Origin of the sequence: Olleya sp. ITB9, from assembly GCF_001315805.1 — a bacterium.
In the GTDB taxonomy this organism is placed as follows: domain Bacteria; phylum Bacteroidota; class Bacteroidia; order Flavobacteriales; family Flavobacteriaceae; genus Olleya; species Olleya sediminilitoris.
The window spans coordinates 97,138-118,054 of record NZ_BCBW01000039.1 but is presented as its reverse complement, the minus strand read 5'-3'; the positions used below and the strand labels follow the sequence as shown (position 1 = coordinate 118,054).

The following is a 20,917-nucleotide window of genomic DNA, read 5'->3' as shown; positions in this document are numbered from 1 at the left end:
GTAGATGTTTACAGGAATAATTGAAACCCTTGGTACAGTCAAGCAACTAACTAGACTGAAAGATAATTTAGATATCACTATTGAAAGTACAATTACTAACGAACTTAAAATTGATCAAAGTGTAGCGCATAATGGTGTTTGTTTGACTGTTGTCGAAATAAATAAAAACCAATACAAAGTAACTGCCATAAAAGAAACTTTAGACAAGACCAATATTGGTGACTTGCAATTAAATGATATTGTAAACATCGAGCGCGCAATGAAGCTTGGGGACAGACTAGATGGCCATATTGTACAAGGACACGTAGACCAAACTGCAACTTGTGTTGAAGCGTCAGAAACTAATGGAAGTTGGCTATATACTTTTGAATACAATCCAAAATTAAATAACATTACTATTGAAAAAGGATCTATTACAGTTAACGGAGTAAGTTTAACGGTTGTAAACTCGCAAAAAAACAGTTTTAGTGTTGCTATTATACCTTACACACATGAACACACTAATTTTAAGCACTTTAAAATTGGAACTAAAATAAACTTAGAATTTGATGTAATAGGTAAATATGTAAAACGATTAAATGAATTAAACGTTTAAAGTTTTTTGTTTCATTATCAGCTTATAAACTCCATAAACCATACCTAAAGCAATTAAAATAACTAAACCACCATCTATAGGAAGACCAGGAGGTGGTGTGCTAGCTGCGCCACCAGGAGCTGCTGGCATTGGAGGTGTCGCAATATTTTGCGACACTACCACTGAACTTATTAACAAAAATAAGACAGGTACGATTAATGTTTTTATTTTTTTCATTGCTAATTTGAGGCTGTAAATGTATAAAAAAAACGTCTCTAACAAAACTTTTAATTTGGTTTTTTAATCAAAAGCATCTTTAAAACGCTTTTTTTTTCGCTGAAATACAATTATTCAAGTGTTTTTACCGATTAATGTCAATTAATTTACATTTATATAATATAACCTTTTTATGACTTATTTATTATATCTAAATCCTAATCTATTATAGTAATCCTATTCGTACATTTTTAAATATTTATCTTTTACTACTTGACCTACTGGTTTATTATCAATTTTACTTTCTAACCAAGAAATGACATCTAGATATAAAAATGCACGACGCTCAAATGGATGACCTTCATATTGCTTTAAAACTTCCAACAATTTAATAAATTCTTTTTTTATGTCCTGAGGATAAACATCCTGCAAGCCTCTAATAAATTTAATCATTTCTTTTTGCACTTCATGCAAATCATTCATTTTAATTAAAAACTTATAGGTACTACGAAGCAAAGCTTCTAAATGATAATCTAAACCAGCTTCATAATGTGCTACAAGATTTAATACTCTTGAAAAACACAACAAATCTTCACGCATGGATAACGATTTGTTAGAAATAATTTTATCTAAATAAAAGATGCACTCTTTATTATTACCTGCTCCAAAATGCAAACTAGCAAACTTATAGTAAAAGACCATTTTATGATGCTCGTCTATCTTACTACTAAATTTAATTAACTCTGTTTCAATTTGCGGTATTAACGTTAAACCTTCTTCAAAGCTTCCATCTATAAAAAATTGATTGATTTTATGAAAATTACCATATAAAAAGACTAGAGAAGAGACATTTTCATCTTTAGGAAAATGTTTCTGATTAACAACCTCATAGAATTCGTCTAATTTTTTTATAAATTTCGGCTTATTCTTGATAAAATATAAAGACTCTAATAAATAATTGTTTCCTTTTAAAAAAAACACAGGATTTAAACTAATCATATTTGGGTTTTCATAAAATAAATCCACCCACTTTAAGGCATACTTATAGCAGTTCAAAAAATCTTGCATTAAAAAACTATACCACAAATAAGCTTTGTATAACCATAATTTTTCTCTGAAACCTAAATCAGCACGCTTTACTTTAGGCAGCCTGTCTTCAAAATAAGTAGTTACCGCTTGACTTTCTTCTTCATTTTTAACATAACCTGTTTTTAAAATTATACTATATAATTGTAATGATAAATTAGACAATTTACTAGTTATTACATTAGCTTCACTTAATGACTTTGCCTGTACGGTCAACTCGTCTGCACGACTACTTATACTTCTAGTTATGTATTGTGACTCAATAACCTTTTCAAGCTCTACAATTTCGTAAGCCAAATTTTTCTCCTCATTAACAATTGCAAGCTCTTTTGCTTTATCTAAAATTTTAAGACTTTGTTTATACAGTCCCTTGTGGTATAAAATAGAAGCAAAATCTAATTGCTCTCTTATTTGAGAACGTATATTTTGATGAGACGGGTTGAGCTTTAAACTAATTAGTATTTGCTTGTACAAATGTGCTTTAACATTGGCCAATTGCTGTTTTTTAACAACTCCGCTTTTCAATATAACAGCCTCGTTGTAAGAGTGTGCTTTATCTAAAAGGTTAAATAAATTTAAAAATTTAGAATCCTGATTAACACCAAGCCTTCCCACATACAGCTTAAACTGTCGTTTTTCCGACTTGGTTAAAGATTTAACTAATAAAAATAAATTATCTTTTTGATCTTTAGTCATCAATCTGTTTTTGTTTTAATAATCTGATTATCAGTACTTTATATGGTTAATTTAAGCTTGAACATCGTAGTAATGCACTTAACAAGCCTACAAACGGTTATCCAAAGTATAAATTAGTAATTCAATAGAAAAATAATTCTCTCGAAAATGTCGAAAAATAAAATACAAATATTTGACACTACACTAAGAGATGGCGAGCAAGTCCCTGGATGTAAACTTAATACAGAACAAAAAGTTATCATCGCCAAACAGCTTGACAAATTAGGTGTAGATGTCATAGAAGCAGGATTTCCGGTATCTAGTCCAGGTGATTTTAAATCAGTTGAAGCCATATCAAAAATAGTGAAAAACGCGACAGTTTGTGGATTAACACGATCTGTTGAAAATGATATTAAAGTTGCTGGAGAAGCATTAAAACATGCTGTAAAACCCAGAATACACACAGGAATAGGAACCTCTGACTCTCATATAAATCATAAATTTAAAAGCAACAAAGAAGACATTATACAACGTGCTTTTGCTGCTGTTAAATATGCAAAATCTTTTGTGGAAGATGTCGAGTTTTATGCTGAAGACGCAGGTAGAACAGATAACGAGTATTTAGCAAGAGTGTGCGAAGCTGCTATTAAAGCAGGAGCAACAGTACTAAATATACCAGATACAACAGGTTACTGCTTACCAAGTGAGTATGGTGCAAAAATTAAATACCTAAAAGAAAACGTAAAAGGTATTGAAAAAGCTATTTTATCTTGTCATTGCCACAACGATTTAGGTCTGGCAACAGCAAATTCCATAGAAGGTGTCATTAATGGAGCAAGACAAATAGAATGTACCATAAACGGAATAGGTGAACGCGCAGGAAACACTGCTTTAGAAGAAGTTGTTATGGTATTAAAACAGCATCCTTATCTTAATCTTGATACCAATATTAACACCCAAATGCTTTATGGGCTAAGCCAACTAGTATCAGACAGTATGGGAATTTACACACAGCCAAATAAAGCCATTGTTGGGGCAAATGCTTTTGCACATAGTTCTGGAATCCATCAAGATGGCGTTATAAAAAACAGAGCTACCTATGAGATTATCGACCCAAAAGATGTTGGTGTTACAGAATCTGCTATTGTATTAACAGCAAGAAGCGGAAGAGCTGCTTTAGCATACAGAGCAAAAAATGTAGGCTATGAGCTTACCAAGCTTCAATTAGATGATGTTTATGCAAACTTTTTATCTTTTGCTGACAGAAAGAAAGAGGTAAACGATAATGATATTCATCAAATAATCGAAACAAGTAATGTTTATCAACAAATTAAATCAGCTTAAAATGGGACAAACATTATTTGATAAAGTTTGGGATGCACATGTGGTTGATACAATTAAAAATGGCCCACAAATACTATACATTGACAAACACCTTATACATGAAGTTACCAGCCCACAAGCTTTTAACGAACTAGAAAACAGAAACATTCCTGTTTTTAGACCACAACAAATTGTCGCTACAGCAGACCACAACACACCAACTCAAAATCAACACCTACCAGTAAAAGATGAATTGTCAAGAAAACAACTAAAACAATTGTCCGAAAACTGTAAAAAAAACAATATAACTCTATACGAGCTAGGCCATAAATACAATGGAATTGTACATGTCATGGCTCCAGAATTAGGCATCACTCAACCTGGTATGACTATAGTTTGTGGTGACTCACACACATCAACTCATGGTGCTTTTGGCTCTATAGCTTTTGGTATTGGTACCAGTCAAGTAGCACAAGTTTTTGCTAGCCAATGTTTATTACTAACTAAGCCAAAAAGCTTAAGAGTAACCGTTAACGGTACACTTAAAAAAGGCGTACTACCAAAAGATGTTATACTATATATTATTTCAAAATTAGGCACAAATGCTGGCACAGGATACTTCTGTGAATACGCAGGAGATGTTTTTGAAAACATGTCTATGGAAGGCAGAATGACTGTTTGTAATATGAGTATCGAAATGGGAGCACGAGGAGGCATGATTGCACCAGACCAAACCACTTTTGACTATGTAAAAGGAAAAGAATTCGCACCTAAAGGCGAAGCGTTTGAAAAGAAAGTTAAGTATTGGAAAACACTACCAACCGAAGCAAACGCAACTTTTGATAAAGAATACACGTTTGAAGCTTCAGATATTGAACCAATGGTAACCTATGGTACAAATCCTGGAATGGGAATTAAAGTCACAGAAAATATCCCTACACTAAAAGACGCTTCATTTGAAAAATCTTTAAAATATATGAATTTCAAACAAGGTGAATCTCTAATCAATAAACCTATTAATTTTGTATTTATTGGAAGTTGCACAAATTCTAGAATTGAAGACTTTAGAGTTGCTGCAAGTTTTATAAAAGGAAAGAAAAAAGCCAATAACGTAACCGCTTGGTTAGTTCCAGGAAGCAAACAAGTAGAAACCCAAATAATTGAAGAAGGCTTAAAAACTATTTTTGATGACGCTGGTTTTGAACTGAGACAGCCAGGTTGTAGCGCTTGCCTAGCAATGAATGACGATAAAATACCACAAGGCGAGTATTGCGTTTCAACATCAAACAGGAATTTTGAAGGTCGACAAGGACAAGGTTCAAGAACGATTTTAGCCAGTCCACTTGTTGCTGCAGCTACCGCTGTAGAAGGTAAAATTGTAGACGTCACTAAACAATTAAATTAATTATGGAAAAGTTTAAAACATTACAATCAACAGCTATTCCATTAGCCATAGAAAACATTGATACAGACCAAATTATTCCTGCTAGATTTTTAAAAGCTACAGACAGAAAAGGTTTTGGTGATAACGTATTTAGAGACTGGAGATTTAATAAAGACGAAACTACAAACAGTAGCTTTGTTTTAAACAGCCCTAAGTATAATGGTCAAATTTTAGTTGCAGGAGACAATTTTGGTTGTGGATCAAGCCGAGAACATGCTGCTTGGGCTTTAAGCGATTATGGACTTAAAGTAATTGTATCTAGTTTTTTTGCAGATATCTTTAAAGGTAATGCATTAAATAACGGACTATTACCTGTTCAAGTTTCAAAAGACTTTTTAAAAGTACTTCTTGACATAGTCACTAAAAATCCAGAAACACAACTAACGGTTGATTTAGAAAAACAATCTATATCTGTTAAAGGAACTTCATTTAAAGAATCCTTTGAAATTGACGCTTATAAAAAAACATGTCTAATTAATGGCTATGATGATATTGACTATCTATTAAGCAAAAAAGAAACTATCAAAGCTTTTGAAGCTAAAAAAACCTACTAACTATATACAACATGAAAATTAATATAGCTGTTTTACCAGGAGACGGTATTGGTCCAGAAGTTACAAACCAAGCCATCAAAGTATTAAAAGCAATTGCTTTAGAATTTGACCACACCTTTTTGTTTAAAGAAGCACCTGTTGGCGCTATAGCAATAGACCAACAAAACAACCCATTACCAGATCAAACATTAGATTTATGCAAATCTAGTGATGCTATATTATTTGGAGCTATTGGAGATCCAAAATATGATAACGATCCTACCGCTAAAGTAAGACCAGAACAAGGCCTATTAAAACTAAGAAAAGAATTAGGGCTATACGCCAACATAAGACCTGTAAAAGCTTACGACATGCTACTAGAGAAGTCTCCTTTAAAAAGAGAAATTATTGAAGGCACAGATATTAGCATTTATCGTGAATTAACAGGAGGAATCTATTTTGGAAAAAAACACCTTAGCGAAGACGGAAACACTGCGTCTGATTTATGTGAATATTCTAAATATGAAATAGAACGCATTGCACATTTAGCTTTTAAAGCTGCCAGAAATAGAAAACAAAAAGTCACCTTAGTAGACAAAGCCAACGTGCTAGAAACATCACGTTTATGGCGCAAAGTTGTAACTAATTTAGCCAAAGGTTATCCAGATGTCACTTTAGACTTTTTATTTGTAGACAATGCTGCTATGCAAATGATACTTAACCCTAATCAGTTTGATGTTATTTTAACCGAAAATCTTTTTGGAGACGTCATTAGCGACGAAGCTAGCGTGATTGGAGGCTCTATTGGATTATTAGCATCTGCATCTGTTGGAAATAAACATGCTATGTTTGAACCAATCCATGGCTCATACCCTCAAGCCACAGGTAAAGATATAGCCAATCCTGTAGCATCAATCTTGAGCGCAGCAATGTTATTAGAACATTTTGACTTACACGACGAAGCCAACCTAATTAAGAAAGGTGTAGAAAAGTCACTAAAGCTAGAAATTACTACACCTGATTTAAACACATCTTATGATAATATCACAACATCTAAAGTTGGTGATTTTATAGCTGATTTTATTAGTAATCCAAATGATTCAAATATTAATTTTAACAATATTCACTTAGGACAATCTACTATTATATAATCACTTACATTTTATAAAAAAATGCCTGATATTGTTGTATCAGGCATATTTTTACTTTACACATAAAAACAATACTTAAAAAAAGCCCAAAAACTAGACGATTCGAGGCTTTTTTAACAAACTAACTAAAGATTAATATTCACATAAACAGTAGATCTGGATAGGATCTTATATTGTTTATTTTAGAATATTAAGCGTCTTTGATGTTTTAATTATCTTAATGTTTTATTTCCTTTTTCTTTAGTTCTTATTTTATATGCTTCATCAATAGTTGATACAAAAATTCTACCATCACCAATTTGCTCTGTACAGGCAGCTTCCATTATAGCCTTTATTGTTACTGCTTCAAAATCATCATTAACTATGATTGATAAATAACTTTTTACAGAAGTCATTTTAGCTTTTTCAGAAGACATCAAATCTAAATAGTCAGCATTTTCTTGACCAACTCCTGCAACTTCCCAATGCGTAAAAAAATCAACTCCAACTTCATGCAACGCCTCTTTGACTTCACTAAATTTAGACTGCCTAATAATAGCTTCAACTTTTTTCATATTTATCTTTTAAATTTAAGATACACAGTCCTTAAAAAACTATAAGGACTATGTCATCACACTTAAAACAAACTATTATTTTATCCTCTATCTCGTTTACCTGGATAAGCGATTTCACCATGCTCTGATAGATCTAAACCTACCAATTCTTCTTCTTCTGTAACACGAAGTCCCATTGTAGATTTTAATATTTTAAATATTATAAATGATAACACTATAGACCAAACCGCATAAGCTAAAACTCCAATTGCTTGAGATCCTAATTGACTAGCTCCTCCACCGTTAAACAAACCTATTCCTTTATCTCCATCAATACCCCAAAGCCCAATCACTAAAGTTCCCCAAGCACCTGCTACTCCATGTACAGATACTGCACCAATAGCATCATCTATTTTTAATTTTTTCTCTATAAATTCTATTGAAAACACGACTATAATTCCGCCTATCAATCCAGCAAATATTGCTCCTATTGCAGACATATTTCCACATCCAGCAGTAATACTTACCAAACCTGCCAATGCACCATTTAAAGTTTGTGGTAAATTTGGTTTACCATACCAAATCCAAGTTGTTACTAATGCACCAAGTCCACCTGCTGCTGCTGCTAAATTTGTAATTAAAACAACGTTTGAAGCTCCAATTGCATCGGTTCCTCCCCAAGCTAATTGAGATCCTCCATTAAATCCAAACCATCCTAACCACAATACAAAAACCCCTAAAGTTGCTAATATTTGATTATGACCTGGAATTGGCATAACTTTTCCGTTAACAAATTTCCCTATTCTTGGTCCAACCATAAAAGCAGCAATTAATGCTGCCCAACCACCAACAGAATGAACAATTGAAGAGCCTGCAAAGTCGATAAAACCAATATCAGCTAACCATCCTCCTACGACACCACCTTCCGTAGCACCTTTCCATTGCCATCCACCTGCTATCGGGTAAATTAACGCTGTCATCATTATTGAAAATATTGCATATGTAGAATACTTTGTTCTTCCTGCTATCGCACCAGATACTATCGTTGCTGCTGTTGCTGCAAACATTGTTTGAAAAAACAAATCTGCTCCTTCTCCCTGCATTAGTCCACTCCAGAAAAACCATCCATTAGATGTATCTCCATACATAAGCGAGTATCCCACAAGCCAATATGTTAAAGATCCCACACAAATATCAAGCAAATTTTTCATTGCAATATTTGCAGCATTTTTAGACCTAGTCATTCCTGTTTCTACAAGAGTAAAACCTGCTTGCATAAAAAATACCAAAATACCTGATATAAGCATCCATAGCATTCCTAAATCTCCGTTAATTGCAGTTACTGCATCCTCTACATCTTTTGTTGTTGCTGCCACAACATCTTGAGTGGCCATTAAATTTGGTAAAAATGATAATAAATTATCCATAATAATAGTTTGTTGTTTTATAGTTAGTTATTCTTATACTAAAATTTGTAAATAGCTGCCACAACGAAAGAACCCAAGCTTTTTGTTGCCATTAAATCTGTATCTATAAAAATATCTTCAGACCCACTATCTAATCTAAATTCTGGTTTTACAATTAAATCTTCATCAATCACATAACTTCCGGTAAGCGTTACAGAAAACACACTTGGATCATCATCAATAGACTCGCTTTGAGTTTGAAAATATTCACCTCTTAATCCAACAGTAAAATCATCACTTAAACTAAACTGCGGATACAAATCAACACCATAAAAACCCTCTCCATCATTATCAGCATAAGCCGCATTAACACCTATAAAAAACTCGTCTGAAGCATCAAAACCTCCAGTATAATCTACTTCAAAACCTAATCCAGCATCATCATATAATAGATTTAAAAACTGACCACTATACCCTAATTGAGCTCCAACAGCATAACTTCCATCAGGATTAAACTCGGTAACATCTGTCTGATTAAACACACCAAGCATCAAACTAAAATCATCAGACAATGTAAAGTCTGCCTTAATACCTGTATGAGAAAAAGGACCATTAGAAAACAAATAAGACGTACTATAGTTAAAGTTTCCCGCAGGAGCAATAACCTCATAACCTAAAAATGTATTAAACTTACCTAGTGTAAACTTAGTGTTTTCACTAATATTATAAAAAGCAAATAATTGATTTAAAACCGTTGCACTTGCAGCTTCTCCTCTTGGTCCAAACACTAAATCAGCAACAGCACCAACTCGACCTTTCTCGTAAGACGCAATAATATTACCCATACCTAAAGAAAAACCTGCTGTATCTGCAAATGATGTTTCAGGAGCTATTTGATTCTCATCATTTGGAGCTGTTAAGTTAGCTCTATAATAAGCATCTACACTCCCTTCAAAAGAAAACTTTTTTTCAAGACCATCAGAATCATCCTGAGCAAATAATGTAATAGATAAAAGCAAAATAGCCAGACTAGTTAATTGTTTCATAAATATCAATTTTTTAGTTAGTATACATTTCAAAACTATATTAAAATAATATTAACCCCTAAAAAAATAGGGGTAACTAATAAATTTTTATGATTTTGCTAAACCGAACCCTGTTTTAAGAAGGGTGAAATAAAAAATATAGTTGTTTTTTGTTAAATCAACAAAAAACAGTATTCACATTTATTCAAAAAAGAAGCTTTTAAATAAATTAATTCAATTTTTTAATATTAACTCAATCGATTTAGTGATAAATTAGTTAAAAAAAATACAATTATTTATATTATGTAATTCTCAAAAAAAAGTAATTAAATTTTATATACATTAATATATGTGCAACAAAATCAGAATATCCTAAAAGTGTTTTCTCTTTTTTCAAATTTGACTGATAGCGTGTATCTTAGGTAAAAAATAAGGCACAAAAAGCCTTGAAAATTTCACTTATTATGCTTAAAAAACAAGGACTTTATTTACCAGAATTCGAACACGACAATTGTGGTGCAGGATTTATATGTAGTCTAACCGGAAAACGATCTAATGACATCATCCATAAAGCACTTGAAATACTAGTAAAATTAGAGCATCGTGGCGCTGTAAGCTCTGATGGTGTTACAGGTGATGGAGCAGGTATATTAATTGATATTCCGCATAAATTTTTCAAGATTTTTTGCGAATTTGAACTACCGGAATCTGGAGACTACGCAGTGAGTAATGTTTTTCTTCCAAGAAAGGAAAATCAACGTCAATTTTGTATAGATATTTTTGAGAAAGAAATCCAAAATCAAGGACTAAATTTAATTGGATGGAGAGACGTACCTGTTAACAGTAAAGTTTTAGGAAAAGTAGCCAAAGAAACCGAACCTTTTGTTAAGCAAATATTTATAGGTAAAGCTAACAATGAACAAACCGAAAGAGATTTTAATATAAAACTATATGCTGCACGTAAAATTGCAGAACACACAATATACGACTCTAAACTATCGGAATGTAAATATTTCTATCTACCTAGTTTATCCACAAAAATTATCATTTTTAAAGGCTTATTAATGCCTGAGCATATTAATGAGTATTATCTGGATTTATTCAATTCGGCTTTAGATACACGTTTAGCATTAGTACACCAACGTTTTTCAACTAATACATTTCCAACTTGGGATTTAGCACAACCGTTTAGATACATTTGTCATAATGGAGAAATAAACACTGTTAGAGGTAACGTTTCTAGAATGTTTTCTCGTGAAGAAATCATGGAAAGCCCATTATTTGGTGACGACATCAAAAGGATAATACCAACAGTATTAAAAGGAAAATCAGATTCTGCAACCTTAGATATGGTTGTTGAGCTGTTATTAATGACTGGTCGTTCGCTACCTGAAGCAATGATGATGTTAGTACCAGAAGCATGGGAAAAAAACCCAAACATGTCTGACGCTAAAAAAGCATTTTACGAATATAATTCTTGTCTAATGGAACCTTGGGATGGACCAGCTTCCATACCTTTTACAGATGGTAATTTTATTGGTGCTGTTTTAGACAGAAATGGTTTACGTCCTTCACGTTACACAGTGACTAAATTAGGTAATGTTATTATGTCTTCAGAAACTGGTGTTGTAGATATCAAACCTGAAAACGTAGAATATCATGGTCGTTTAGAACCAGGAAAAATGTTTTTAGTAAACATGAATGAAGGTCGAATTGTTAACGATGAAGAAATAAAAGAAGAAATTGCTGCAAAACACCCTTACAGAAAATGGTTAAACGAAAACCTAATTCATTTAAAAGATATTGAAGCCAAACAAGGACCTATTAAATATGATGAAATCGACCTTAAAAAACGTGAAGTTATTTTCGGATATACACAAGAGGATTTCAACACTATTATTCGTCCTATGGCGCAATTAGCAAAAGAGCCAATAGGATCTATGGGAAGTGATACACCTATTGCTATCCTATCCGAAAAACCACAGTTAATTTACAACTATTTTAAACAAATTTTCGCACAAGTTACCAATCCACCTTTAGATGGTATTCGTGAAGAGTTAATTACGGACATCAGTTTAACCCTAGGAAGCGATGTTAATATTTTTGATATCAACGCAGATCACTGTAAAAAGTTAAAAATCCAAAATCCAGTAATTTCAAAACACGATTTAGATAAAATTAGAGATTACGATACCAATCCTAACTTTAAGGTTGAATCTATTTCTATGCTATATGAAGTAAATAAAGGGTTAAACGAATTAGAAGTTGCACTTGAAAACTTAGTAAACAAAGCATCAAAAGCAATTGATAATGGAGCAAATATTATTATTCTTTCTGATAGATTTGTAGACGAAAATCATGCACCAATTCCTGCGTTATTAGCTTGTTCTTATGTGAATCATGCGCTTCATAAATTAAAAAAACGCTCAAAAATTAGCTTAATTATTGAGTCTGCAGAACCTCGTGAAGTACATCATTTTGCCTTACTATTTGGTTATGGAGCAAGTGCTGTTAACCCTTATATTGTTAATGAAATTGTTCAAAAACAGATAGAAAATCAAGATGTTACAGACTTAGAATATTTAACAGCAATTAAAAACTATAACAAAGCAGTTGGAAAAGGTATCTTAAAGGTTATGAACAAAATTGGGATTTCTACCTTAAACTCTTACAGAGGATCTCAACTATTTGAATGTATCGGAATTAAATCGTCTACAGTCGAAAAATATTTCCCAAATACAACCACTCGTATTCAAGGTATTGGTTTAAAAGAAATTGAACAAGAAATTGTAAAACGTCATAAAAAAGCATTCCATAAAAATATAGAACCTAATATTGAAGCTGGTGGAGATTACAGATGGAGACGTGGACAAGAAAAACACATGTTTAACCCATTAACCGTTGCCAAACTTCAAGAATCGGTAAGAACCAATAAAGCCTCTACTTTTAAAGAATATTCAGAATTAATAAACAACCAATCAAAAAGTTTAATGACTATTAGAGGCTTGTTTGAATTTGATCAATTTGACCCAATTCCTTTAGAAGAAGTAGAACCTTGGACAGAAATTGTAAAGCGTTTTAAAACTGGAGCTATGTCTTATGGCTCTATTAGTAAAGAAGCGCATGAAAATTTAGCGGTTGCCATGAATAGAATTGGAGGGAAATCTAATTCTGGTGAAGGCGGAGAAGATCAAGAACGTTTCTACAAAACCTCGCAAGGTGATTGGAAAAACTCAGCAATAAAACAAGTGGCTTCTGGTCGTTTTGGTGTGACTTCAAATTATTTAACTAGTGCCAATGAAATTCAAATTAAAATAGCACAAGGTGCAAAACCTGGCGAAGGTGGTCAATTACCTGGACCAAAAGTAAATCGTGAAATTGCAAAAACAAGAAACTCTACTCCTTATGTAGGATTAATTTCACCACCACCACATCATGACATTTATTCTATTGAAGATTTATCGCAATTAATCTACGATGTAAAATGCGCTAATCGCGAAGCTAGAATTAACGTCAAACTAGTATCTGAAGTTGGTGTTGGTACTGTAGCTGCAGGAGTTGCTAAAGCTAAAGCAGATGTTGTTTTAGTGTCTGGTTTTGATGGTGGTACTGGTGCTTCTCCTTTAACATCGTTACGTCACGCAGGTTTACCTTGGGAACTTGGTATTGCAGAAGCACAGCAAACCTTAGTAATGAACGATCTTAGAAATCGTGTGGTTTTAGAATGTGACGGACAACTAAAAACAGGACGTGATGTAGCTATCGCATGCTTATTAGGAGCTGAAGAATTTGGTTTTGCTACTGCGCCTTTAGTAGCATCTGGTTGTATCATGATGCGTGTTTGCCACTTAAACACCTGTCCTGTTGGAATTGCAACTCAAAACCCAGAACTACGTAAAAAGTTTAAAGGCAAACCAGAACACGTAGTAAACTACATGTATTTTGTAGCACAAGAATTACGTGAAATCATGGCTAAATTAGGGTTTAGAACTATAAATGAAATGGTTGGTCAATCTCAAAAACTAAATAGAAATAAAGCGATAGATCATTATAAATCTTCAGGAATTGATTTAACACCAATTCTTCACAAAGTAAAAGTTGATGAAGAGGTACAGTTATTTAACACTTACTGTCAAGATCACAATTTAAATGCGCATTTAGATTTTAAAATTATCAAACAAGCACACCAAGCTTTATTTAGAAGACAAAAAACACATTTTGAATTACCCATAACAAACATTGATAGAGCAGTTGGAGCTATTATTAGTAATGAAATCTCAAAAATTTATGGTGCGGATGGCTTACCAGAAGATACAATTGACATTAAATTTAGTGGTTCTGCTGGGCAAAGTTTTGGAGCATTTGCCACCAAAGGGTTAAAATTCACAGTTCACGGAAATACTAATGACTACTTAGGAAAAGGTTTATCTGGAGGAAAATTAATTATTAAAGTTCCAGAAAAATGTACCATTGTTCCAGAAGATAATATCATTACTGGAAACGTAACGCTTTATGGAGCAACATCTGGTGAAGTATATATTAACGGAAAAGCTGGAGAACGTTTTTGCGTTAGAAACTCTGGTGCAAAAGCAGTTGTAGAAGGTATTGGAGATCATGGTTGTGAATACATGACAGGTGGTGTTGCAGTAATTCTTGGCGCTGTAGGTAGAAACTTCGGAGCAGGAATGAGTGGTGGTGTTGCTTATGTTTTAGACGAAGACGGAACGTTTAAGAAAAACTGTAATTCAGACGATTTAAATATCGATCCTGTTGAAAATGTTGAAGACCAACTACAACTAGAGCAGCTTATTGAAAATCATTTCCTTGCAACTGGAAGCCCTTTAGCAAGACGTATTTTAGATGATTGGAAAAACTACCTTCCAAAATTCAAGAAAGTATTACCAGAGGAATACAGACAAGCCTTATTAAGATTAGAACAAGAAGAATTAGAATTAGCGTAAATTATGGGAAAGATAACAGGATTTTTAGAGTTTAAGCGCCAAAACGAAAGTTATATAGCGCCAGAAAAACGCATAGAGAATTACAAAGAATTTACGATTCCGTTACCAGAAGACCACATGAAAAATCAAGGCGCACGTTGCATGGATTGCGGTATTCCATTTTGCCATAGCGGTTGTCCACTAGGTAATTTAATTCCAGATTTTAATGACAAAGTCTACAAGGGAAAATGGAAAGAAGCTGCCGAAATTTTACATAAAACAAATAACTTTCCAGAGTTTACAGGAAGATTATGCCCAGCACCTTGCGAAGAAGCTTGCGTTTTAGGTATTAACGAAGATCCTGTAACTATTGAGAATATTGAGAAAAACATAGTTGAAACCGCCTTTAACGAAGGATGGATTACAGCACAACCACCAAAATTAAGAACAGATAAAACGGTTGCTGTTATAGGTTCTGGGCCTGCTGGTTTAGCTGCTGCACAACAATTAAATCGCGCAGGACACAATGTAACTGTATTTGAACGTGACGAAAAAGTTGGTGGCTTATTACGTTATGGTATTCCAGATTTTAAGATGGAAAAAAACGTAATAGATAGACGTGTTGCTGTTTTAGAAGAGGAAGGAATCACCTTTAAAACCAATGCACATGTTGGTGTTAATGTAGATGCTAATCAACTTAAAGACGATTTTGACGCAGTAGTTTTATGTGGTGGAGCAACGGTAAGAAGAAGTATCCCAATTCCTGGAGCTGATTTGAAAGGTGTCACGCAAGCAATGGATTTCTTAAAGTTAAACAATCAATATGTAGATGGTTTAGTAGAATTCAAAGACATTATTTCTGCAGAAGGAAAAGACGTCATTGTAATTGGTGGTGGAGACACAGGAAGTGATTGTATTGGAACCTCTAATCGTCATGGAGCAACTTCGGTTACAAATTTTGAAATATTAAGTAAACCTACTGAAGGTCGTCCAGCACATCAACCTTGGCCGTATTGGCCAATGAAGTTAAAAACAACCTCATCACACCAAGAAGGTGTAGAACGTTTTTTTAGCATTTCTACTAAAGAATTTTTAGGAGACAAAGAAGGCAATTTAACAGGATTAAAAACCGTTGAAGTCGAATGGATTTTCACTCCAGGTGAAAGACCGCAACTTAAAGAAGTGGAAGGTACTGAAAAAGAATGGAAATGTAATTTAGCATTATTAGCACTTGGTTTTACAGGAGCTGAAAAAACGCTAGCAGAACAATTTGCATTAAACATGGATTTTAGAACCAATATTGAAGCCTCTACCAAAGATTACAAAACGAACATTCCTGGTGTTTTTGCTGCTGGAGATATGCGTCGTGGACAATCTTTAATTGTTTGGGCAATTTCTGAAGGAAGACAAGCAGCGTATCATATAGACACGTATTTGATGGGAGAGTCCTGTTTACCTTTAAAGGATGATAGCGATTTGCCTCGAGTTTAATACATGGAAAGACGATTAATACTTTGACTCAATTAGAAAGATTGCTTCGTTTCTCGCAATGACGTGCAGCTCGTCATTGCGAGGAGGTACGACGAAGTAATCTGCTTAACTGAAGCAATAAAACTCTTTAAAACTAAAATTTTACAAAAATTAGAGAGATTGCTTCGTTCCTCGCAATGACGCAATTAACACTACTCAGGATACTTGCCTCTAATCCCATCTAAACACAAATTACCAATACTACCAACATGCGTGTGTTTTTTAGAGGTATCAGGCACATAAGTTCCACTTTCCACTTCGCCTCCAATTTTCTGATATGCTTCTCTAAATGGCATGCCTTCTACTACCAACGTATTAATATTATCTACTGTAAAAAGATATTGGTACTTAGCATCGTTTAAGTCTATTTCTTTTACAATGACTTGCTGAATAGCATAATTAAAAATATCTAACAAATCTTTTACATCTTCAATTGCTGCAATTATATTTTCTTTTAACAACTGAAAATCTCTATGGTATCCACTTGGCAAATTATTAGTGATTAATACCATTTCATGATGCAATGCTTGAATTTTATTTGCTTTACCTCTAATCAATTCAAAAACATCCGGATTCTTTTTATGTGGCATAATGCTACTTCCTGTCGTTAACTCGTCTGGAAAGGCAATAAAGCCAAAATTCTGACTATTATACACACAAATATCCATTGCAAAACGCGCTAAGGTATTACACACACTCCCTAAAGCTAAAGCAATAGTACGCTCGCTTTTTCCTCTGCTCATTTGTGCAGCAACGACGTTATATTTTAAAGTAGAAAACTTTAATTCTTTAGTAGTTAACTCTCTATCAATAGGAAACGAGCTTCCGTAACCTGCTGCAGAACCTAATGGATTTTGATCTACGCTTTTCAAGGCTGCATTTAACAAGTACACATCATCAATTAAAACCTCAGCATAGGCAGAAAACCATAATCCAAAAGAAGATGGCATTGCTACTTGTAAATGTGTATAACCAGGAAGTAAAGCTTCTTTATGCGTTTCCGCCAAACCTAAAAGTGTTTCAAAAAAAGTATTCGTTTTTTCGTTAATTTCTTTTAAACTCTCTTTATAGTATAACTGAAGTGCAACTAAAACCTGATCGTTTCTAGAACGTGCTGTGTGGATTTTTTTTCCAACGTCCCCTAAGGTTTTTGTTAGTTCGTATTCAATTTTAGAATGTACATCTTCAAAGGAATCCTCAATAACAAACGTTCCGTTTTCAATGGTTTCAGCAATGGCTTGCAATCCGTTTTTTAATTGTTCTAATTCTTCCGAAGAAATAATTCTAATAGACGCTAACATAATAGCATGTGCTAACGATGCTTGCACATCATACTTTGCAATATGTAAGTCAATCTGTCTATCGTTTCCAACAGTAAATTGTTCTATTTTTTTATCGATACTAATTCCTTTGTCCCAGAGTTTCATGATTTTATTTTTTATTGTCATTGCGAGGAAGAATGACGAAGCAATCTGTTCCTTAAACATGAGATTGCTTCACTATGTTCGCAATGACGTTTCACTTTTTTTTAAAGTACTTTTTCTAATAATTCTATATAAATTCTAATACCTTCTTCAATTTCATTTACATAAATAAATTCATCTGCAGAATGGGAACGCGTGCTATCTCCTGGTCCTAACTTTAAAGACGGACAACTTAATACTGCCTGATCGGATAAAGTTGGCGAACCATAAGTGCTTCTACCAATTTCTATTCCCGCAATTACCAATGGATGATCGATTGGAATGGACGATGAATTTAATTTTATACTACGCGGAATAATACTATCACAAGGTGCTTCTTTCTGTAAAATATCGACAATGTCTTGGTTAGAATATTTATCGTTTACACGAACATCAACCACTAGTTTCACATCTGCAGGAACCGCATTATGCTGCTTTCCTGCATTTATTTGCGTAACAGTCATCTTTACATCTCCCAAAGCTTCCGAAGTTTTATCGAACGTGTAATTTTTAAACCATTCTAAAACTGGAATTGTTTTATAAATGGCGTTATCGTGATTTGGATGCGCAGCATGACTTGGCGTTCCTTTTACGATTGCATCAAACACGACTAAGCCTTTTTCGGCAACAGCCAAATTCATTAAAGTTGGCTCTCCAACAATAGCGACATCCACTTTTGGAATAACCGACAACATACTATTTAACCCATTGTCTCCACTGCTTTCTTCTTCTGCGGAAGCGACAATAACCAGATTAAAATTTAGATTTTCTCTGCTATAGAAATAAGCAAACGTTGCTAACAAACTCACCAAACAACCTCCAGCATCATTACTACCTAAACCATATAATTTTCCGTTTTCAACAATGGCTTTAAAAGGATCTTTGGTGTAGCCATTATTTGGTTTTACAGTATCGTGATGCGAGTTTAATAACAACGTTGGTTTGCTATCGTCAAAATGTTTATTGGTTGCCCAAACATTATGTTTTGTTCTTTTAAAAGGAATATCCTGTTGCACAAACCATTGCTCAATATGTGCTGCTGTAGGGCCTTCTTCTGAAGAAAAAGACTGCGTTTCTATCAATTGTTTTAATAAAGCAATTGCTCTTGTTGTTAGTTTTTCTATCATTTTGAAATGGTTGTGTGTTTATTATTTTTATCGAAAAGCATTTCTGATTTACCAATACAAACTTTTTGAACTTGATTATTTACAGCATGAAAACAGTTGTTTAATTTTGGCAGCATGCCTTCATAAATAATACCGTTTTTAATTAACGGTTGGTAGGTTTTAGTATTGATGTTTTGGATAACAGAATCGTCATTATTTACATCTTCTAAAACACCCTTTTTTTCGAAGCAATAATATAATTCAGTTTTATATTTTGTTGCGAAACCTATTGCTAATTCCGAAGCAATCGTATCTGCATTGGTATTTAATAATTGCCCGTTTTTATCATGAGTAATCGCGCAAAACACAGGTGTAATTGTATTATTCAAAAGAATTTCTAAGGTTTCTGTATTTACCTTTTTGACGTCTCCAGCAAATCCATAATCGATAGGTTTAGATGGTCTTAAATCTGAAACTATCGTATTGCCATCTGCTCCTGAAAAACCAATAGCATTACAACTGTTAGCTTGTAATTGTGCGACTATAGTTTTATTGATTTTTCCAGCATACACCATGGTGATAATATCTAAAGTGACTTGATCGGTTACTCGTCTTCCGTCAATCATTTTAACCTCAACTTGCATTTGTCGTGCTAATTTAGTTGCTAATTTACCACCACCATGCACTAGGATTTTAGGAGAATCTATAGTCGCGAATGCTTTTAGGAATTGCTGTAAAGCGTTATCATCATCGATGATGTTTCCTCCAATTTTTATGATTTTTAGTGTTTTCATGCTTATTCTTCTTTTGATGTGATACTGAAATGAATTCAGTATGACGTGACGGATTAACATTAACTTATTGCTTACTTTAAAAGCTCAATCGTCAAGCTGAACTTGTTTCAGCTTCTCATTATTTACTAATTGTGTGATACTGAAATAAACTCAGCATGACGTAACATTACAATTTCCCAAAAATTTGCTTCAAGACAATTTGCGCAGCAAAAGTCCTATTAATAGCTTGTTTAATTACAACAGACTGTTCACTATCTAAAACCGCATCTTCAACAACCACATTACGTCTTACAGGCAAGCAATGCATAAATTTTGCATTACCCAACTTCGCTTTTGTCATCATCCAATTTTCGTCTTGACTAAGTACTTTTCCGTAATCTTTATAATTACTCCAGTTTTTCACATAGACAAAATCGGCATCTTTTAAAGCCTCTTCTTGATTGTGATTTATTGGTGTGTTTTTTGTGATTGCTTCGCTTAACTCATAACCTTCAGGATGTGTAATGGTTAAATTGACATCCAAGTTTTGCATCATTTCTATAAACGAATTAGCAACTGCCTGTGGCAATGCTTTAGGGTGTGGCGCCCAAGACAAGACTACTTTTGGTTTTGCTTTTTTTGATAATTCAGTAATAGTAATCGCATCTGCTAATGCTTGTAAAGGGTGTGCTGTAGCACTTTCCATATTTACAATTGGAACCGTTGCATATTTTATAAAGCTGTTAATCACAAACTCACTTTCATCTTTTTTCTTATCCGTTAAACTTGGGAATGCTCTTACAGCAATTACATCTCCATATTGCGAAATCACTTGTGCTGCTTCTTTAATATGTTCTGACGTGTTTGCATTCATGATTGTACCATCTTCAAACTCTAGATTCCAAGCGTCATTTACGTTTAAAATCATCACATCCATTCCTAAGTTTTTTGCAGCTTTCTCCGTGCTTAATCGCGTTCGTAAACTGGAATTAAAAAACAGCATCACTAATGTTTTATGTTTTCCTAAATCTTGGAATTTAAAAGGATTATTTTTTAATAAAATCGCGTCCTTTATGGTTTCTTGAAGATTTGATATGTCTTTTATTTTGGTATACTTTTTCATCTATTTATTACTTTAA

At 33.5% G+C, this 20,917-nt stretch carries 16 protein-coding genes; 7 read left to right on the top strand and 9 right to left on the bottom strand.

The genetic code is table 11. The features are described from left to right. Window positions 1-4: 4 nt before the first annotated feature. Window positions 5-595 (top strand): riboflavin synthase, encoded by a 591-nt coding sequence (locus ITB9_RS11725; protein WP_054852381.1) that lies wholly within the window; start codon window positions 5-7, stop codon window positions 593-595. On the opposite strand, the gene ITB9_RS11720 is transcribed toward ITB9_RS11725, so the two are convergent. Both ITB9_RS11720 and ITB9_RS11715 read right to left on the bottom strand, forming a co-directional pair. After that, the gene (locus tag ITB9_RS11720; RefSeq protein WP_028607206.1) at window positions 584-811 is read right to left on the bottom strand and encodes a PID-CTERM protein-sorting domain-containing protein; all 228 of its coding nucleotides are present in this window, start codon (window positions 809-811) and stop codon (window positions 584-586) included. The genes ITB9_RS11725 and ITB9_RS11720 overlap by 12 nt on opposite strands. 216 nt (window positions 812-1,027) lie before the next feature. Then, window positions 1,028-2,572, bottom strand: coding sequence for a hypothetical protein (locus ITB9_RS11715; protein WP_054852380.1), 1,545 nt, complete (start codon window positions 2,570-2,572; stop codon window positions 1,028-1,030). Between the two features lie 147 nt (window positions 2,573-2,719). Between ITB9_RS11715 and ITB9_RS11710 the strand changes: the two genes are divergently transcribed. Genes ITB9_RS11710 through leuB form a run of 4 tightly spaced genes read left to right on the top strand, consistent with a single transcriptional unit; the run spans window position 2,720 to window position 7,002 of the window. Beyond that, complete coding sequence (locus tag ITB9_RS11710; protein WP_082396190.1) at window positions 2,720-3,895, top strand: 2-isopropylmalate synthase; 1,176 nt, start codon at window positions 2,720-2,722, stop codon at window positions 3,893-3,895. Between the two features lies 1 nt (window position 3,896). After that, a complete protein-coding gene (gene leuC, locus ITB9_RS11705; protein ID WP_054852423.1) occupies window positions 3,897-5,279 on the top strand; it encodes a 3-isopropylmalate dehydratase large subunit in 1,383 nt (460 codons plus the stop codon). Between the two features lie 2 nt (window positions 5,280-5,281). Beyond that, window positions 5,282-5,872 (top strand): 3-isopropylmalate dehydratase small subunit, encoded by a 591-nt coding sequence (leuD, locus tag ITB9_RS11700; RefSeq protein WP_054852379.1) that lies wholly within the window; start codon window positions 5,282-5,284, stop codon window positions 5,870-5,872. An 11-nt stretch (window positions 5,873-5,883) separates the two neighbouring features. Next, on the top strand, window positions 5,884-7,002 hold the full coding sequence (gene leuB, locus ITB9_RS11695; protein WP_054852378.1) for a 3-isopropylmalate dehydrogenase: 1,119 nt from the start codon (window positions 5,884-5,886) through the stop codon (window positions 7,000-7,002). A 212-nt stretch (window positions 7,003-7,214) separates the two neighbouring features. On the opposite strand, the gene ITB9_RS11690 is transcribed toward leuB, so the two are convergent. The 3 genes from ITB9_RS11690 to ITB9_RS11680 form a co-directional block, all read right to left on the bottom strand. Then, on the bottom strand, window positions 7,215-7,556 hold the full coding sequence (locus ITB9_RS11690) for a P-II family nitrogen regulator (protein WP_054852377.1): 342 nt from the start codon (window positions 7,554-7,556) through the stop codon (window positions 7,215-7,217). Between the two features lie 80 nt (window positions 7,557-7,636). Further along, window positions 7,637-8,962: an ammonium transporter gene (locus tag ITB9_RS11685; protein WP_082396187.1), complete on the bottom strand. Its 1,326-nt coding sequence runs from the start codon at window positions 8,960-8,962 to the stop codon at window positions 7,637-7,639. A 38-nt stretch (window positions 8,963-9,000) separates the two neighbouring features. Beyond that, complete coding sequence (locus ITB9_RS11680; protein ID WP_054852375.1) at window positions 9,001-9,987, bottom strand: outer membrane beta-barrel protein; 987 nt, start codon at window positions 9,985-9,987, stop codon at window positions 9,001-9,003. 443 nt (window positions 9,988-10,430) lie between these two features. On the opposite strand from ITB9_RS11680, the gene gltB reads away from it, so the two are divergent. Continuing rightward, window positions 10,431-14,927: a glutamate synthase large subunit gene (gene gltB, locus ITB9_RS11675; protein WP_054852374.1), complete on the top strand. Its 4,497-nt coding sequence runs from the start codon at window positions 10,431-10,433 to the stop codon at window positions 14,925-14,927. 3 nt (window positions 14,928-14,930) lie between these two features. Then, window positions 14,931-16,397: a glutamate synthase subunit beta gene (locus ITB9_RS11670; protein WP_054852373.1), complete on the top strand. Its 1,467-nt coding sequence runs from the start codon at window positions 14,931-14,933 to the stop codon at window positions 16,395-16,397. A gap of 191 nt (window positions 16,398-16,588) precedes the next feature. Here the strand turns inward: ITB9_RS11670 and argH are convergent, their stop codons facing one another. The 4 genes from argH to ITB9_RS11650 form a co-directional block, all read right to left on the bottom strand. Further along, the gene (argH, locus tag ITB9_RS11665) at window positions 16,589-17,863 is read right to left on the bottom strand and encodes an argininosuccinate lyase (protein WP_054852422.1); all 1,275 of its coding nucleotides are present in this window, start codon (window positions 17,861-17,863) and stop codon (window positions 16,589-16,591) included. Between the two features lie 101 nt (window positions 17,864-17,964). Then, window positions 17,965-19,026, bottom strand: coding sequence for a M20 family metallo-hydrolase (locus ITB9_RS11660; RefSeq protein WP_054852372.1), 1,062 nt, complete (start codon window positions 19,024-19,026; stop codon window positions 17,965-17,967). Next, window positions 19,023-19,799, bottom strand: coding sequence for an acetylglutamate kinase (gene argB, locus ITB9_RS11655; protein WP_187294271.1), 777 nt, complete (start codon window positions 19,797-19,799; stop codon window positions 19,023-19,025). Before argB ends, ITB9_RS11660 begins: the two co-directional genes overlap by 4 nt. A gap of 166 nt (window positions 19,800-19,965) precedes the next feature. Next, window positions 19,966-20,901, bottom strand: coding sequence for an N-acetylornithine carbamoyltransferase (locus ITB9_RS11650; protein ID WP_054852371.1), 936 nt, complete (start codon window positions 20,899-20,901; stop codon window positions 19,966-19,968). Window positions 20,902-20,917 lie beyond the last annotated feature (16 nt).

Excerpts from the sequence above, each read along its gene's own strand:
- ITB9_RS11725 (WP_054852381.1), top strand. The coding sequence starts at position 5 with ATGTTTACAGGAATAATTGAAACCCTTGGTACAGTCAAGCAACTAACT.
- ITB9_RS11720 (WP_028607206.1), bottom strand. The coding sequence starts at position 811 with ATGAAAAAAATAAAAACATTAATCGTACCTGTCTTATTTTTGTTAATA.
- ITB9_RS11715 (WP_054852380.1), bottom strand. The coding sequence starts at position 2,572 with ATGACTAAAGATCAAAAAGATAATTTATTTTTATTAGTTAAATCTTTA.
- ITB9_RS11710 (WP_082396190.1), top strand. The coding sequence starts at position 2,720 with ATGTCGAAAAATAAAATACAAATATTTGACACTACACTAAGAGATGGC.
- leuC (WP_054852423.1), top strand. The coding sequence starts at position 3,897 with ATGGGACAAACATTATTTGATAAAGTTTGGGATGCACATGTGGTTGAT.
- leuD (WP_054852379.1), top strand. The coding sequence starts at position 5,282 with ATGGAAAAGTTTAAAACATTACAATCAACAGCTATTCCATTAGCCATA.
- leuB (WP_054852378.1), top strand. The coding sequence starts at position 5,884 with ATGAAAATTAATATAGCTGTTTTACCAGGAGACGGTATTGGTCCAGAA.
- ITB9_RS11690 (WP_054852377.1), bottom strand. The coding sequence starts at position 7,556 with ATGAAAAAAGTTGAAGCTATTATTAGGCAGTCTAAATTTAGTGAAGTC.
- ITB9_RS11685 (WP_082396187.1), bottom strand. The coding sequence starts at position 8,962 with ATGGATAATTTATTATCATTTTTACCAAATTTAATGGCCACTCAAGAT.
- ITB9_RS11680 (WP_054852375.1), bottom strand. The coding sequence starts at position 9,987 with ATGAAACAATTAACTAGTCTGGCTATTTTGCTTTTATCTATTACATTA.
- gltB (WP_054852374.1), top strand. The coding sequence starts at position 10,431 with ATGCTTAAAAAACAAGGACTTTATTTACCAGAATTCGAACACGACAAT.
- ITB9_RS11670 (WP_054852373.1), top strand. The coding sequence starts at position 14,931 with ATGGGAAAGATAACAGGATTTTTAGAGTTTAAGCGCCAAAACGAAAGT.
- argH (WP_054852422.1), bottom strand. The coding sequence starts at position 17,863 with ATGAAACTCTGGGACAAAGGAATTAGTATCGATAAAAAAATAGAACAA.
- ITB9_RS11660 (WP_054852372.1), bottom strand. The coding sequence starts at position 19,026 with ATGATAGAAAAACTAACAACAAGAGCAATTGCTTTATTAAAACAATTG.
- argB (WP_187294271.1), bottom strand. The coding sequence starts at position 19,799 with ATGAAAACACTAAAAATCATAAAAATTGGAGGAAACATCATCGATGAT.
- ITB9_RS11650 (WP_054852371.1), bottom strand. The coding sequence starts at position 20,901 with ATGAAAAAGTATACCAAAATAAAAGACATATCAAATCTTCAAGAAACC.